This is a genomic window from Pseudomonas sp. 9_2_1 (genome assembly GCF_059295275.1).
This window is the reverse complement of sequence record NZ_CM181239.1, coordinates 5,169,929-5,183,946: the sequence shown is the minus strand read 5'-3', so window position 1 is coordinate 5,183,946 and position 14,018 is coordinate 5,169,929. Positions and strand designations below refer to the sequence as shown.

15 protein-coding genes and 1 other RNA gene are annotated in these 14,018 nt (G+C 63.2%); 11 read left to right on the top strand and 5 right to left on the bottom strand.

Going from position 1 to position 14,018, the window contains the following annotated elements; translation table 11 throughout:
• The first annotated feature begins 46 nt into the window (after positions 1 to 46).
• Together AC5O5I_RS23520 and AC5O5I_RS23515 are read left to right on the top strand one after the other, a co-directional pair.
• Positions 47 to 670, top strand: a complete 624-nt coding sequence (locus tag AC5O5I_RS23520; protein WP_172230765.1) for a glutathione S-transferase N-terminal domain-containing protein — start codon at positions 47 to 49, stop codon at positions 668 to 670.
• Positions 671 to 681: 11 nt separating this feature from the next.
• Entirely contained in the window at positions 682 to 1,116 is a 435-nt protein-coding gene (locus tag AC5O5I_RS23515; protein WP_172287067.1) for a ClpXP protease specificity-enhancing factor, read from the top strand.
• Between the two features lie 52 nt (positions 1,117 to 1,168).
• Here the strand turns inward: AC5O5I_RS23515 and AC5O5I_RS23510 are convergent, their stop codons facing one another.
• From AC5O5I_RS23510 to AC5O5I_RS23490, 5 genes are all read right to left on the bottom strand, one after another.
• Positions 1,169 to 1,387, bottom strand: coding sequence for a YgdI/YgdR family lipoprotein (locus AC5O5I_RS23510; protein WP_172287068.1), 219 nt, complete (start codon positions 1,385 to 1,387; stop codon positions 1,169 to 1,171).
• 39 nt (positions 1,388 to 1,426) lie between these two features.
• Positions 1,427 to 2,005, bottom strand: a complete 579-nt coding sequence (locus tag AC5O5I_RS23505) for a BON domain-containing protein (protein WP_172230756.1) — start codon at positions 2,003 to 2,005, stop codon at positions 1,427 to 1,429.
• A complete protein-coding gene (locus tag AC5O5I_RS23500; protein ID WP_012274070.1) occupies positions 2,002 to 2,595 on the bottom strand; it encodes a phosphoheptose isomerase in 594 nt (197 codons plus the stop codon). Before AC5O5I_RS23500 ends, AC5O5I_RS23505 begins: the two co-directional genes overlap by 4 nt.
• A gap of 86 nt (positions 2,596 to 2,681) precedes the next feature.
• Positions 2,682 to 3,053 (bottom strand): YraN family protein, encoded by a 372-nt coding sequence (locus tag AC5O5I_RS23495; RefSeq protein ID WP_172230753.1) that lies wholly within the window; start codon positions 3,051 to 3,053, stop codon positions 2,682 to 2,684.
• A complete protein-coding gene (locus AC5O5I_RS23490) occupies positions 3,053 to 4,870 on the bottom strand; it encodes a penicillin-binding protein activator (protein WP_494511647.1) in 1,818 nt (605 codons plus the stop codon). The genes AC5O5I_RS23495 and AC5O5I_RS23490 overlap by 1 nt, the downstream gene beginning before the upstream one ends.
• Positions 4,871 to 5,056: 186 nt before the next feature.
• On the opposite strand from AC5O5I_RS23490, the gene rsmI reads away from it, so the two are divergent.
• From rsmI to mraY, 9 genes are all read left to right on the top strand, one after another.
• Complete coding sequence (gene rsmI / locus AC5O5I_RS23485; protein WP_172287070.1) at positions 5,057 to 5,932, top strand: 16S rRNA (cytidine(1402)-2'-O)-methyltransferase; 876 nt, start codon at positions 5,057 to 5,059, stop codon at positions 5,930 to 5,932.
• A gap of 67 nt (positions 5,933 to 5,999) precedes the next feature.
• Positions 6,000 to 6,359, top strand: an RNA gene (gene rnpB, locus AC5O5I_RS23480) — RNase P RNA component class A.
• A 307-nt stretch (positions 6,360 to 6,666) separates the two neighbouring features.
• Positions 6,667 to 7,122: a division/cell wall cluster transcriptional repressor MraZ gene (gene mraZ, locus AC5O5I_RS23475; protein WP_004575120.1), complete on the top strand. Its 456-nt coding sequence runs from the start codon at positions 6,667 to 6,669 to the stop codon at positions 7,120 to 7,122.
• Positions 7,119 to 8,066, top strand: coding sequence for a 16S rRNA (cytosine(1402)-N(4))-methyltransferase RsmH (rsmH, locus tag AC5O5I_RS23470; protein ID WP_372242904.1), 948 nt, complete (start codon positions 7,119 to 7,121; stop codon positions 8,064 to 8,066). Before mraZ ends, rsmH begins: the two co-directional genes overlap by 4 nt.
• Entirely contained in the window at positions 8,063 to 8,356 is a 294-nt protein-coding gene (gene ftsL / locus AC5O5I_RS23465) for a cell division protein FtsL (RefSeq protein WP_172230011.1), read from the top strand. Before rsmH ends, ftsL begins: the two co-directional genes overlap by 4 nt.
• Positions 8,356 to 10,089: a peptidoglycan D,D-transpeptidase FtsI family protein gene (locus AC5O5I_RS23460; protein ID WP_172230020.1), complete on the top strand. Its 1,734-nt coding sequence runs from the start codon at positions 8,356 to 8,358 to the stop codon at positions 10,087 to 10,089. The genes ftsL and AC5O5I_RS23460 overlap by 1 nt, the downstream gene beginning before the upstream one ends.
• Positions 10,086 to 11,576, top strand: a complete 1,491-nt coding sequence (locus AC5O5I_RS23455) for a UDP-N-acetylmuramoyl-L-alanyl-D-glutamate--2,6-diaminopimelate ligase (protein WP_172230014.1) — start codon at positions 10,086 to 10,088, stop codon at positions 11,574 to 11,576. Before AC5O5I_RS23460 ends, AC5O5I_RS23455 begins: the two co-directional genes overlap by 4 nt.
• Positions 11,569 to 12,936, top strand: a complete 1,368-nt coding sequence (locus AC5O5I_RS23450; RefSeq protein ID WP_494511646.1) for a UDP-N-acetylmuramoyl-tripeptide--D-alanyl-D-alanine ligase — start codon at positions 11,569 to 11,571, stop codon at positions 12,934 to 12,936. Before AC5O5I_RS23455 ends, AC5O5I_RS23450 begins: the two co-directional genes overlap by 8 nt.
• The gene (mraY, locus tag AC5O5I_RS23445) at positions 12,936 to 14,018 is read left to right on the top strand and encodes a phospho-N-acetylmuramoyl-pentapeptide-transferase (RefSeq protein WP_043198036.1); all 1,083 of its coding nucleotides are present in this window, start codon (positions 12,936 to 12,938) and stop codon (positions 14,016 to 14,018) included. The genes AC5O5I_RS23450 and mraY overlap by 1 nt, the downstream gene beginning before the upstream one ends.

Sequence of the window (14,018 nt, the reverse complement as noted above, 5' to 3'; positions counted from 1 at the left end):
GTTTTCATTTACAGTTTCACGAGCATCCCGTGCGAGGAGGCGTTACATGGGCGCGACCAACCGGTTAGCCTGCTATTCCGATCCCGCTGATCATTATTCTCATCGGGTACGCCTCGTTCTGGCCGAGAAAGGTGTCAGTGTGCAGGTCATCGATGTCGACCCTGCGCGCATGCCGCCCAAGCTGGCTGAAGTGAACCCTTATGGCAGCGTGCCGACCTTGGTCGATCGCGACCTGGCGTTGTATGAGTCGACCGTGGTGATGGAGTACCTCGACGAGCGTTACCCGCACCCGCCGCTGATGCCTGTTTACCCCGTGGCGCGGGGTAATACGCGTTTGCTGATGCACCGCATCCAGCGCGACTGGTGTGCCTTGGCAGATACCGTGCTCGACCCTCGCAGCAGCGAGCCCGCGCGTGCCGAGGCACGCAAGGCCTTGCGCGAGAGCCTTACCGGGGTCTCGCCGCTGTTCAATGAGTTCGCCTGCTTCATGAGCGACGAGCAAAGCCTGGTCGATTGTTGTCTACTGCCCATCCTCTGGCGTTTGCCGGTAATGGCTATCGAATTGCCGCGGCCGGCCAAGCCGCTGCTGGATTACATGGAGCGGCAGTTTGCCCGCGAGCCTTTCGAGGCCAGCCTGTCCTCCGTAGAACGTGAAATGCGCAAGCTTTAAGGAGCCCGTTGATGAACTCCAGTCGCCCCTATCTGGTTAAAGCACTGTACGAGTGGATCGTCGACAACGATTGCACGCCCCATATGCTGGTCAATGCCGAATACCCCAAGGTGCAGGTGCCGGACGGTTTCGCCAGTGATGGCCAGATCGTCCTGAATATCTCGCCCAGCGCCGTGCGCAGCCTGCACATGGACAACGACGCCGTCAGCTTCGAGGGCCGCTTCGGTGGCGTGGCTCACTCGCTGTTCGTGCCGGTGTCCGCGATTCTGGGTATTTATGCCCGCGAGAATGGCCAAGGCATGGTCTTCGAGCTCGAGCCGTCGCTGATGGAAGGTGAAGATGACCTGGAAGACGATGCTGTTCAGCCAGATGACGATGGCCCGCCAGAAGGTGGCGGTCAGCCGCCGCGCCCGAGTGGCCGGCCAAGCCTGAAGGTGGTCAAGTAACAAAAAAAGGCGATCCAACCGGATCGCCTTTTTCTTTGCTGCACGTTCAGGGTTACAGGTCGCTGATGGTGCGTACCTGGTCCTTGTTGATGCGGGTGCGCTTGCCGTCGAGTTGCTGGAACTCGTAGAAGCCGGTGGCACGCTCGTACTTAGGAGCGTCGACAGCCTGGATTTCACGCCCATCGTTGAGAATGATCAGGCTTGGGGTGGAGCAGCCGGCCAGTGTGGCGAAGGCGCCAGACAGCAGGGCAGGCAGCAGAAGCTTTTTCATGCGGTGTTTCCTGGATTTCTGAAAAGAGAGGCTGAGCAATCAGTCGATGTACTCGAACAGCTTGACGATCTTCTGCACGCCCGACACACCCTGCACCACGGCGGTGGCCGAGTTGGCCTCTTGCTGGGTCACCAGGCCGAGCAGGTAGACGATACCGTTCTCGGTGATCACCTTGATGCGCGAGCTGGGCACGGCATTGTCGGTCAGCATCTGGGTCTTGATCTTGGTGGTCAGCCAGGCGTCGTTGTTGCGTGCCAGGATGGAGGAGGGCTGCATCACCTGCAGCTCGTTGTGCACTTTCTTGACCCGTTGTACCTGGCCGGCGGTCTGCTCGGCGAGGCTCTTGAGCTCGGCGCGAGGGGTTTGCCCGGCCAGCAGCACGATACCGTTGTAGCTGCTGACGACGATGTGCGAGCCCTTGTCCAGGTCGGGGTTGGCCTTGGCGATGTTGACCGCAGCCTTGGTCTCGATCAGCGAATCGTCGATCTTGCTGCCGATGGTGCGCGTACCGCGATCATCGTCGATCGGCGAATTGCGGGTAGAGGTGAGTACCGAGCTGCAACCGGTGACGCTCAGGCAAAGGGTCAAGGCCATCAGGCCGAGGCGCATAGGGGTCATTCTTCACTCCCGAACAGTTGGCTGTCGATCAGATCGCACAGGCAGTGGATCGCCAGCAGGTGGACTTCCTGGATGCGCGCGGTAACGGTCGAAGGCACGCGGATTTCCACGTCCTCGGGCAGCAGTAGCGAAGCCATGCCGCCGCCGTCGCGACCCGTCAATGCTACGACAATCATTTCGCGGTCATGTGCGGCCTGGATCGCCTGGATCACGTTGGCCGAGTTGCCGCTGGTGGAGATCGCCAGCAGTACGTCGCCGGGTTGGCCCAGCGCGCGAATCTGCTTGGAAAAGACTTCGTTGTAGCTGTAGTCGTTGGCGATCGAGGTCAGGGTCGAGCTGTCTGTGGTCAGCGCGATGGCCGGCAGGCTCGGGCGTTCGCGCTCGAAGCGGTTGAGCAGCTCCGACGAAAAGTGCTGCGCATCGCCGGCCGAGCCGCCGTTGCCGCAGGCGAGCATCTTGCCCTCGTTGAGCAGCGCATTGACCATGACCAGGCTGGCCTGCTCGATGTGCGGTGCCAGGATGTCCATTGCCTGTTGCTTGGTATCGATGCTGGCCTGGAACAGCCGGCGGATTCGGGATTGCATGTCCATCTGGTGACCTTAAAGGGGGCGGTGGCCGGTGCGGCGCGCAACAACGACCAGCCCGCGATACATAGAGCAAAAAAAACGAAGTGGGTTCAGCATTCGAAGGCGTTTTTCAGCCATTGAAGCGGTCTGCCTGCATGGTGGCTGCCCTGCAAGGCGACTACGTCGAAGCGGCAGGGGTGGTTGCCCCAATGGGGCTCCTTCTGCAGGAAAAGGCTGGCGGCGAGCACCAGCCTTTTCTGCTTGCGCCCGTCGATACTGTCGAGGGCGCCACCGAAGGCCGCGTGCAACCGGTAGCGGACTTCGACAAATACTACTGTATCGGCGTCGAGCATGACCAGATCAAGCTCACCGCCTTTGCATCGCCAGTTGCGTGCCAGCAGCTGCAGGCCGTGCCCCTGAAGGTACTCAAGGGCCTGGGTCTCTGCTGCCTGCCCGGCGCTGGTCGGCGATGCTGCTGCCATCAGCGCGGGGTGTCAGGCAGGCGCTTGACCTGGCCGCCGGCGAACTCGGCCCAGGGCAGCTGGCGCTCGACGCGCTGGTTGGGGTTGATGCTCAAGCTGCCCGACAGGCCCAAAATGCGGTTGTCCGGCAGTGCTTTCAGCTGGCCCAGGCGTGGCGCCAGGCTGTAGGCATCGACACCCATGGCGTACAGGCGGCCCAGGCTGCCGGCGGCCTGTGGCCACTGCTGCACGACCTGCTGGCGCAGGCTGTTGCTGGTGTCGAGCAGCCACGGCGTTTCGCAGAAGCGGATACCGTTCATGTCGTTGTACTGGTTCACGTCACCGCTGGCGCTGTACAGGTTCGAGGTGGCGTAGACCGGCACGTCACCGGCGTACTGGAAGTTCAAGGTCGGCTTGATCTGCTGCGCCTGTTGCGGGGTCGAGGCAAGGAAGATGAAGTCGATATCCTGGCGGCGCGATGGTTGTGCGGAAATGCTGCCGCCGACCGTGCTTTGCAGGCTTTTGGCTCGGCCTTCGCTCTGGCGCAGCTGGAACAGATCGGCGATCTGCTGGGCCAGGGCAACTGGTTGGGCGATGCGCTGGGCGGCGAGCAGGGTGCCGCCATTACCTTCCCAGTCCTGGCGGAAGGCGGCCAGCACGCGGTCACCCCATTCGCCGCTCGGCACCAGGGCTACCGCGCGAACCATGCCGTCGGCGCGGGCGCGGCGGGATACCTCGCGGGCCTCGTCTTCGGCAGCCAGGCCGAACTGGAACAGCTGCGGCGGGGCTTTCTGCCCAGCGTCAGCGTAGTTCAGTGCCAGGGTGGTGATCGGCAGTTGCGGTTTGGCGGCCAGTTGCTTCACCAGTGGTTTTTCCAGTGGGCCAATGACCAGTTGCACGCCAGCGGCCTGGGCCTGGCGATAGAAGTCGTCGAGCGAGCCGATGCGCGAGCTGTCGAACAACTGCACCGCAGGTGCTGCCTGGCCGGCTTGCTGGGCCTGGAAGTGGGCGGCCATGAAGCCGTCACGCAAGGCGCGGGCAACCCCGGCCAGCGGGCCTTCCTGAGGCAGTAGCAGGGCGATTTTGGTCAGCGGCTGGCTGGCCAGTTCCTTGAGCTTGGTCAGGGCTGTCGGCAGTTGCTTGGCGGCAGGGTGGTCCGGGTGCTGTTTCACCCAGTCCTCGATAGCCGCCTGCTGCTGTTCCAGGGTGCCGGCACTTTTCACGACGAAGGCCAGGCTGGTCCAGCCAGCCAGGGTCTGGTCGTTGCCAGGTTGCTGCAGTTGCTCTGCCGGCAGTGAGGCGACCAGGGCCCAGATGGCGTCGTTGTTGGCGCTGGCGGCCTGGCCGCTGAGCAGCGGGCCCAGCAGCATGCGCTGTTGCGCGGCAGGCAGCGCCTGGCCGTCGGCTTCGAGGGCGGCGGCGTGCACGCTGTAGGTACGCACTTGCTGCGCTTCAGGCAGCTCGGCAACGCGCTGCAGGCTGGGGTGGGCCAGGGCAGTCAAGGCTGCCTTGGGCTGGTTGCGGCTCATGGCCAGCTCGGCCGCCAGGGTGCTGGCGAACACTTGCTGGGCCGGCTTGAGCGTGTCCATCGGGACCTGCTCGAGGATGCGCGCGGCGCGCGGGAAGTCCTTCTGCTTGTAGGCCAGGTCGGCCGCGCTCAGGCGCAGCAGCGCAGCGTCTTCTGCAGACTTGCTGGAAGCAGCCTTTTCCAGCAACTGCTCGATGCTGGCGTCCGGGGTGCGCGGCAGTTCGCCCAGGCTGGATGAGGGCGAGCTGGCGCAGGCCGCCAGCAAGGCAGCGAGGCAGAGGGCTGTGAGCAGCCGCAGGCAAGCGATCATGTAAAGGTCCTGTTACTCGATCAAGTTGGCCGGCAATTGTACCCAAGCACTGGCCGGGGCGCGATGTTGCTGTGTCGATCCTTCACTATAGGTGGCCTGGCGCCGATCGCTGGCGAAGTTCTTTGCGCCCTGTTACGGGCGCTCGGGCTACAATGGCGCCTTTGATCCGAATGACAGGTGTGCGCAGTGACTGATGTGGCAGGGGCTTCGAAATCCGCGGTGGGGACGCTGTATGTGGTGGCAACCCCCATCGGCAACCTTGACGACATGAGCGCCCGGGCGCTGAAGGTGCTGGCGGACGTGGCGCTGATCGCCGCCGAAGACACCCGTCATTCGGTCCGCCTGCTGCAGCACTTCGGTATCGACACGCCGCTGGCAGCGTGCCATGAGCACAACGAGCGTGACGAGGGCGGGCGTTTTCTTACCAAGCTGCTGGCCGGCGAGAATGTGGCGCTGGTCTCCGATGCCGGCACGCCGCTGATCTCCGACCCCGGCTACCACCTGGTACGCCAGGCGCGGGCCGCAGGGGTGAGCGTGGTGCCGGTGCCGGGTGCCTGCGCCTTGATCGCCGCGCTGTCGGCCGCCGGCCTGCCGTCGGACCGCTTCATTTTCGAAGGCTTCCTGCCGGCAAAGACTGCGGGGCGCCGGGCGCGTCTGGAGCAGGTAAAGGAAGAGCCGCGCACGCTGATCTTCTATGAGGCGCCGCACCGCATCCTGGAATGCCTTGAAGACATGGAGGCCGTCTTTGGTGGTGATCGCCCGGCCTTGCTCGCGCGCGAACTGACCAAGACATTCGAGACCCTCAAGGGCCTGCCCCTGGCTGAGCTGCGTGCCTTCGTTGCCGGTGACAGCAATCAGCAGCGCGGTGAGTGCGTGGTGCTGGTGGGTGGCTGGAGTGCACCTGAAGGCGAACAGGCCATCAGCGTCGAAGCGCAGCGGGTGCTCGATTTGCTTCTGGCCGAGTTGCCGCTCAAGCGCGCGGCGGCGCTTGCCGCTGAAATTACCGGGGTAAGGAAGAATCTGTTGTATCAACTTGCCCTGGAAAAACAGAAAGCCGAATAGTGGCAGTTTGATATAAATGCCGGTATCACTTGTTCTTGGGCGCGTGTGCCGTTAACCTTGTCGGCGGAGAGTCGATCGGACAGTCGCTGCCGTCTTTTGTTCCGCAAAAGGCGGGGGAGGAAAGTCCGGGCTCCATAGGGCAGAGTGCCAGGTAACGCCTGGGAGGCGCGAGCCTACGGAAAGTGCCACAGAAAATAACCGCCTAAGCACTTCGGTGCCGGTAAGGGTGAAAAGGTGCGGTAAGAGCGCACCGCACGGCTGGCAACAGTTCGTGGCTAGGTAAACCCCACTCGGAGCAAGACCAAATAGGGTTCCATCAGGCGTGGCCCGCGTCGGAACCGGGTAGGTTGCTAGAGGCGTCCAGTGATGGCCGTCGTAGAGGAATGACTGTCCTCGACAAAACCCGGCTTACAGATCGACTCTCCACCTTTCCTTCCCTGCTGTAATCGTCAGCAGCGCCCTCTGGTAAGACCGAAAAAATCTTACTCTTGATAAATCACTTTAACTTCGAACTCCTACTGCTTGCGTGGGTTTGATTTTTATCGCGTTTTTTTCCCATTGGTATTCCTTCCACATTCCTTTATCGCGCTAAATCTCGGTCCTGTAAGACTTTTCCTCATGAACGTGCCTTGACGGTGCTGCGGGCGGATTCCTATAGTGTGCGCAAGTGGCAGAAAGTGGGATGAAGTGGGTTTTCTGACACAAAAAAGCTACCATTGTGGGGAATCGCAGCCGTGTTCCGCGGAGCCAACGCCGTCAGCCTCGATGCCAAGGGCCGTCTCGCCATGCCGAGCCGGTACCGTGACGAGCTCGATTCGCGTTGCAATGGCCAGCTGATCGTGACCATTGATGCTGTGGATCCCTGCTTGTGTGTTTATCCCCTCGACGAGTGGGAACAGATAGAAGCCAAGTTGCGTGCCTTGCCATCGTTGCGTGAGGAAAACCGCCGCCTGCAGCGTTTGCTGATCGGTAATGCGGTTGACCTGGAGCTCGATGGCAGTGGGCGTTTCCTGGTACCGCCCCGTTTGCGGGAGTACGCCAAGCTCGACAAGAAGGCGATGCTTGTGGGGCAACTGAACAAATTCCAGCTGTGGGACGAAGATGCCTGGAACGCGGTTTCGGCAGCCGATCTTGCAGCTATCCAACAACCGGGCGCCATGCCCGACGAATTGCGTGACCTGATCCTGTGACCATAGATAGCGGCTTCAACCACATCACCGTCCTGCTCGACGAAGCTGTCGAGGCATTGGCCCTGCGCGCCGACGGTTGCTATCTGGACGGCACCTTTGGCCGTGGCGGACACAGCCGGCTGATCCTCAGCAAGCTCGGGCCGCAAGGGCGGCTGCTGGGCTTCGACAAAGATCCACAGGCGATTGCCACAGGGCAAGCGCTGGCGGCCGAAGACGGCCGCTTTGTCATTGTGCAGCGCAGCTTTGCCGAGCTGGGCGCGGAAGTGGCCGAGCGTGGCTTGCACGGCAAGGTCAGCGGCGTATTGCTGGACCTGGGCGTGTCTTCGCCGCAGCTGGATGACCCCGAGCGCGGCTTCAGCTTCCTCAATGATGGCCCGCTGGACATGCGCATGAACCCGGGGCAGGGCATCAGTGCCGCCGAGTTCATTGCCACTGCGCCGGTCGAGGAAATCGCTCGCGTGTTCAAGGAGTACGGTGAAGAGCGCTTTGCCGGCCGCATGGCGCGTGCCGTGGTCGAGCGCCGCGAAAAGCAGCCGTTCACCCGTACCGCCGACCTGGCGGAAGTGCTCAAGGTCGCCAACCCTGCCTGGGAGAAAGGCAAGAACCCGGCTACCCGCGCCTTCCAGGGCCTGCGCATCCACGTCAACAACGAGTTGGGCGACCTCGAGGCCGGTCTTGAGGCCGCCCTGGATGCGCTCGAGATTGGCGGCCGCCTGGCAGTGATCAGCTTCCACTCGCTGGAAGACCGCATCGTCAAACTGTTCATGCGCAAGCTGGTGAAGGGCGAGGCCGACAACCTGCCGCGCAACCTGCCGGTTCAGCACAAGGCCTTCGAACCGAAAGTAAAGCTCATCGGCAAAGCCCAGTTCGCCTCCGAAGCCGAGCTCAAGGCCAACCCGCGGTCGCGTAGCGCCGTCATGCGTGTGGCGGAGAAGCTGCGGTGAGCAGGCTCTTTGCCAAACCCTTGCCAGGCGGAAGCTTCCTGATGCTCCTGCTGTTCGTCGGCGTGCTGGTTTCGGCCATCGCGGTGTCCTACAGCGCGCACTGGAACCGCCAGCTGCTCAATACCCTGTATGGTGAATTGAGCGAGCGTGACAAGGCCCAGGCCGAATGGGGCCGGTTGATCCTGGAGCAAAGCACCTGGACCGCCGCCAGCCGCATCGAGAGCCTGGCTTCCGAGCAACTGAAGATGCGCGTGCCTTCGGCTGACGAAGTACGGATGGTGGCGCCATGATGAAACTCGAAGGCGCACTCTACCCGTGGCGCTTCCGCGTGGTGATCGGCCTGCTGGCGATCATGGTCGGTGCCATCTGCTGGCGCATCATCGACCTGCAAGTGGTCGACCGTGCCTTCCTCAAGGGCCAGGGCGATGCGCGCAGCTTGCGGCATATCCCCATCCCGGCACACCGTGGCCTGATCACCGACCGCAACGGTGAGCCACTGGCCGTGAGTACCCCGGTCACCACCTTGTGGGCCAACCCCAAGGAAATGCAGGCGTCCCGCGAACGCTGGCCGCAGTTGGCCGCCGCGCTGGGGCAGAACCCGCAGCAGCTGACCGAGCGCCTGACCCAGCAGGCCAGTAAAGAGTTCATCTACCTGGTGCGTGGCCTGACCCCGGAGCAGGGCCAGCACGTGCTCGACCTGAAAGTGCCGGGCGTGTATGGCCTGGAAGAATTCCGCCGTTTCTACCCGGCCGGTGATGTCACCGCGCACATGGTCGGCTTCACCGACCTCGACGACCACGGTCGCGAAGGGGTGGAACTGGCCTATGACGAATGGCTGGCCGGCGTGCCCGGCAAGCGGCAGGTGATCAAGGACCGGCGCGGCCGGCTGATCAAGGACATCCAGGTCACCAAGAACGCCAAGGCCGGCAAGACCTTGGCGTTGTCGATAGACCTGCGCCTGCAGTACCTGGCCACCCGCGAGCTGCGCAACGCCATTGCCGAACAGGACGCCAAGGCCGGCAGCCTGGTGATCATGGACGTCAAGACCGGTGAAGTGCTGGCGATGGTCAACCAGCCCACCTACAACCCCAACAACCGCCGCAGCATGTTCCCGGCGGCGATGCGCAACCGGGCGATCATCGACGTGTTCGAGCCGGGCTCCACGGTCAAGCCGATCTCCATGAGCGCGGCGCTGCAGAGTGGCCGCTGGAAAACCACCGACAAGGTCGAGGTTTACCCAGGCAGCCTGCAGATCGGCCGCTACACCATCAAGGACGTGTCGCGCAGCGAGGGCCCGATCCTCGACCTGACCGGCATCCTGATCAACTCCAGTAACGTCGGCATGAGCAAGATCGCCTTCGACATTGGCGGCGAGGCCATTTACCGGGTGATGTCCCAGGTTGGCCTGGGCCAGTACACCGGCCTGGGCTTCCCGGGTGAGCGTGTCGGCAACCTGCCCAACCACCGTGAGTGGCGCAAGGCCGAGACCGCCACCCTGTCCTATGGCTACGGTCTGTCGGTAACCGCCCTGCAGCTGGTGCATGCCTACGCGGCACTGGCCAACGACGGCAAGATGGTGCCGCTGTCGATCCTCAAGGTCGACAAAGCCCCGGAAGCCGTGCAGGCGATCCCGAAGGAAACCGCCGAAACCGTCCAGGGCATGCTGCAGCAGGTGATCGAAGCGCCGCGCGGCGTGTTCCGCGCCCAGGTGCCGTTCTATCACGTGGCCGGCAAGTCCGGTACTGCGCGCAAGGCCACGGTGGGCTCCAAGGGCTACACCGAAAACGCCTACCGCTCGCTGTTCGCCGGGTTCGGGCCGATGAGCGACCCGCGCTACGCCATCGTCGTGGTGATCGACGAGCCAGGCAAGGGCGGCTACTTCGGTGGCCTGGTTTCGGCACCGGTGTTCAGCAAGGTCATGTCCGGCACCCTGCGCCTGATGAACGTGCCGCCAGACAACCTGCCGCCACCAACCGAACAACCGCAAGTCAATGCAGCAGCCGCCAAGGGAGGGCGTGGATGATGACAATGCCATTAAGCAAACTTTTCGCCCACGCCAGCCGCGACCCGCTGATCCGTGAACTCACCCTGGACAGCCGCAATGTGCGCCCGGGTGACCTGTTCCTGGCCGTGCCGGGTGCCAAGGTCGATGGCCGCGAGCACATTGCCGATGCCCTGGCCCGTGGCGCTGCCGCCGTGGCCTACGAAGAGCAGGGCGCCAACGTGCTGCCGCTGACCGATGTGGCGTTGATCCCGGTCAAGGGCCTGATCGCCCAGCTTTCGGATATCGCCGGGCGTTTCTATGGCGAACCGAGCCGCCAGCTGAACCTGATCGGCGTCACCGGCACCAACGGCAAGACCAGCGTCACCCAGCTGGTGGCCCAGGCGCTGGACCTGCTGGGCCAGCGTTGCGGCCTGATCGGCACCCTGGGCACCGGCTTTTACGGCGAGCTGCAAAGCGGTCGCCTGACCACGCCGGACCCGATCGCGGTGCAGTCGACCCTGTACGACCTGAGAAAAGCCGGCGCCAAGGCCGTGGCGATGGAGGTGTCCTCGCATGCCCTGGAGCAGGGCCGGGTGGCGGCGCTGGAATTCGATATCGCGGTGATGACCAACCTGTCGCGTGATCATCTGGACTACCACGGCAGCATGCAGGCCTACGAGGCTGCCAAGGCCAAGCTGTTCGCCTGGCGCAGCCTGCGTTGCCAGGTGGTGAACCTGGATGACGATTTTGGCCGTCGCCTGGCACAAGCTTTTGCCCGTCGCCCGAGTACCGATCATATCGAGACCCGGCTGCTCAGCTATAGCCTGGAAAACCCGGACGCCTCGTTGTACTGCCACACGGCGAAGTTCAGTGACGGTGGCGTGTGCGCCACACTGGTCACCGGCCAGGGCGAGCGGACCCTGCGCAGCCAGCTGCTGGGCCGCTTCAATCTCAGCAACGTACTGGCTGCCGTGGCGACCCTGCTGGCGCTGGATTATGCGCTGGACGAGATCCTCAAGGTAATCCCGCAACTGCAGGGGCCGGTGGGTCGCATGCAGCGCCTGGGTGGCGGTGACAAGCCGTTGGTGGTGGTCGACTACGCGCACACCCCTGACGCGCTCGAGAAAGTGCTCGAAGCCCTGCGCCCGCACGCCCACGGCAAGCTGCTGTGCCTGTTCGGCTGCGGCGGCGACCGTGACCGCGGCAAGCGCCCGCTGATGGCCGAGGTGGCCGAGCGCCTGGCCGACCGCGTGCTGGTCACCGATGACAACCCGCGCAGCGAAGACCCGCTGCGCATCTTCGACGACATACGCCCCGGTTTCACCAAGCCTGACGACGTCGAGTTCGTCGCCGGCCGTGGCGACGCCATTGCACACCTGATTGCTTCTGCTGGCGCCAATGATGTGATCGTGCTGGCCGGCAAGGGACACGAGGATTACCAGGAGATCAATGGCGAGCGCCATGATTTTTCCGACCTGACCGAAGCCGAGAAGGCACTTGCCGCCTGGGAGGCTCCACATGCTTAAGCCGATGTCGCTCAGCCAGCTGACCGCAGCACTGGATGCTCAGCAAATCGGTGCCGATGCCACATTCACTGGTGTCAGCATCGACAGCCGCAGCGTCGGCACCGGGCAACTGTTTGTCGCCTTGGCCGGCCCGCGTTTCGATGGCCATGACTACCTGGCTGATGTCAAAGCCAAAGGTGCAGTAGCTGCCTTGGTCGAGCGTGAAGTAGCCGACGTCGACCTGCCGCAATTGCTGGTCAAGGATTGCCGGTTGGCACTGGGTCAGCTGGGCGCCCTGAACCGCGCCGGTTTCGACAAGCCGGTGGTGGCCATTACCGGTTCCAGTGGCAAGACCACGGTCAAGGAGATGCTCGCCAGCATCCTGCGTACCCGGGGCCTTGTGCATGCCACCCGCGGCAACCTCAACAACGATCTTGGCGCGCCGCTTACCCTGCTGGAAATCGCTCCGGAGCACAGCGCCGCGGTGATCGAGCTGGGCGCTTCGCGCATTGGCGAAATCCGTTACACCGTCGGCCTGACCAAGCCTCAGGTTGTCATCATCAACAACGCCGGTACTGCCCACGTAGGCGAGTTCGGTGGCCCGGAGAAGATCGTCGAGGCCAAGGGCGAGATCCTCGAAGGCCTGGGCGAGGGCGGTATCGCCGTGCTCAATCTGGACGACAAGGCTTTTGCCACCTGGAAGGCCCGTGCCGGGTCGCACCAGGTCATCACTTTTGCTCGCAGCAACGAGCGGGCCGATTTCTACGCCACACGCATCGGTCGCGATGCCCGTGGTTGCCCATCGTTCACGCTGCACGGCGCCGGTGAAACGGTCGATGTGCAACTGAATGTGCTGGGTGAGCACAACGTCAGCAACGCCCTGGCGGCGGCTGCAGCTGCCCACGCCGTTGGTCTGAGCCTGAGCGGCATCGCCGCCGGCCTGGCGGCCGTGCAACCGGTCAAGGGCCGCACCGTGGCGCAGATTGCGGCAAACGGCGTGCGCGTGATCGACGACAGTTACAACGCAAATCCCACCTCGATGTGCGCAGCCATTGATATACTCGCCGGCTTTTCCGGACGCACCGTCCTGGTGCTTGGGGATATCGGCGAACTGGGGCAATGGGCGGAAGAAGGCCACCGTCAGGTGGGTGACTACGCGCGTGGCAAGGTAGACGCCCTGTACGCAGTGGGTTCCAACATGACACATGCGGTCCAGGCGTTTGGCGCCAATGGCCGCCATTTCGCTACTCAAGCTGAGCTTATCGACGCGGTTAGCGCCGAAAATGCCAGCGATACCACTATCTTGATCAAGGGCTCGCGCAGCGCTGCGATGGAAAACGTCGTGGCGGCATTGTGCGGTGCCAGCGGGGAGAAACATTAATGCTGCTGCTGTTGGCCGAGTATCTGCAACAGTTCCACAAAGGCTTCGCGGTCTTCCAGTACCTGTCCCTGCGCGGGATCCTTGGTGTACTGACCGCGTTGTCCCTGGCGCTGTGGCTGGGGCCGTGGATGATCCGTACCCTGCAAATTCGACAGATCGGCCAGGCCGTGCGTAACGACGGCCCGCAATCGCACTTGTCCAAGTCCGGCACCCCGACCATGGGTGGTGCGCTGATCCTGTCCGCCATCGCCATCAGCACCTTGCTGTGGGCCGACCTGTCCAATCGCTATGTGTGGGTGGTGCTGATCGTCACCCTGGCGTTCGGCGCCATCGGCTGGGTCGACGACTACCGCAAGGTGATCGAGAAGAACTCCCGTGGCTTGCCGAGTCGCTGGAAATACTTCTGGCAGTCGGTATTTGGCCTGGCTGCGGCCGTGTTCCTGTACAAGACCGCGCCGACCAGCGTCGAAACCACGCTGATCCTGCCGTTCATCAAGGACGTGACCATTCCGCTGGGCGTGGGCTTCGTGGTGCTGACGTACTTCGTCATCGTCGGCTCCAGCAACGCGGTCAACCTCACCGATGGCCTCGACGGCCTGGCAATCATGCCAACGGTGATGGTCGGCGGCGCCCTGGGCATCTTCTGCTACCTGTCGGGTAACGTGAAGTTCGCCGAATACCTGCTGATTCCCTACGTACCGGGCTCGGGCGAGCTGATCGTGTTCTGTGGTGCGCTGATCGGCGCCGGCCTGGGCTTTCTGTGGTTCAACACCTATCCGGCGCAAGTGTTCATGGGTGACGTCGGCGCGCTGGCGCTGGGCGCAGCGCTGGGCACCATCGCCGTGATCGTTCGCCAGGAAATCGTGCTGTTCATCATGGGCGGCATCTTCGTGGTGGAAACCCTGTCGGTGGTTATCCAGGTCGCCTCCTTCAAGCTGACCGGCAAGCGCGTGTTCCGCATGGCGCCGATCCACCACCACTTTGAACTCAAGGGCTGGCCAGAGCCACGGGTGATCGTCCGCTTCTGGATCATCACCGTGATCCTGGTGCTGGTTGGCCTTGCAACCCTGAAACTGAGGTAG

Bases quoted from the DNA above. Each gene is read 5' to 3' on its own strand.
- AC5O5I_RS23500 (WP_012274070.1), bottom strand. From the start codon at position 2,595: ATGGACATGCAATCCCGAATCCGCCGGCTGTTCCAGGCCAGCATCGAT.
- AC5O5I_RS23450 (WP_494511646.1), top strand. From the start codon at position 11,569: ATGCTTAAGCCGATGTCGCTCAGCCAGCTGACCGCAGCACTGGATGCT.
- AC5O5I_RS23495 (WP_172230753.1), bottom strand. From the start codon at position 3,053: ATGGCAGCAGCATCGCCGACCAGCGCCGGGCAGGCAGCAGAGACCCAG.
- AC5O5I_RS23505 (WP_172230756.1), bottom strand. From the start codon at position 2,005: ATGACCCCTATGCGCCTCGGCCTGATGGCCTTGACCCTTTGCCTGAGC.
- AC5O5I_RS23510 (WP_172287068.1), bottom strand. From the start codon at position 1,387: ATGAAAAAGCTTCTGCTGCCTGCCCTGCTGTCTGGCGCCTTCGCCACA.
- AC5O5I_RS23455 (WP_172230014.1), top strand. From the start codon at position 10,086: ATGATGACAATGCCATTAAGCAAACTTTTCGCCCACGCCAGCCGCGAC.
- AC5O5I_RS23460 (WP_172230020.1), top strand. From the start codon at position 8,356: ATGAAACTCGAAGGCGCACTCTACCCGTGGCGCTTCCGCGTGGTGATC.
- AC5O5I_RS23490 (WP_494511647.1), bottom strand. From the start codon at position 4,870: ATGATCGCTTGCCTGCGGCTGCTCACAGCCCTCTGCCTCGCTGCCTTG.
- AC5O5I_RS23520 (WP_172230765.1), top strand. From the start codon at position 47: ATGGGCGCGACCAACCGGTTAGCCTGCTATTCCGATCCCGCTGATCAT.
- AC5O5I_RS23515 (WP_172287067.1), top strand. From the start codon at position 682: ATGAACTCCAGTCGCCCCTATCTGGTTAAAGCACTGTACGAGTGGATC.
- mraY (WP_043198036.1), top strand. From the start codon at position 12,936: ATGCTGCTGCTGTTGGCCGAGTATCTGCAACAGTTCCACAAAGGCTTC.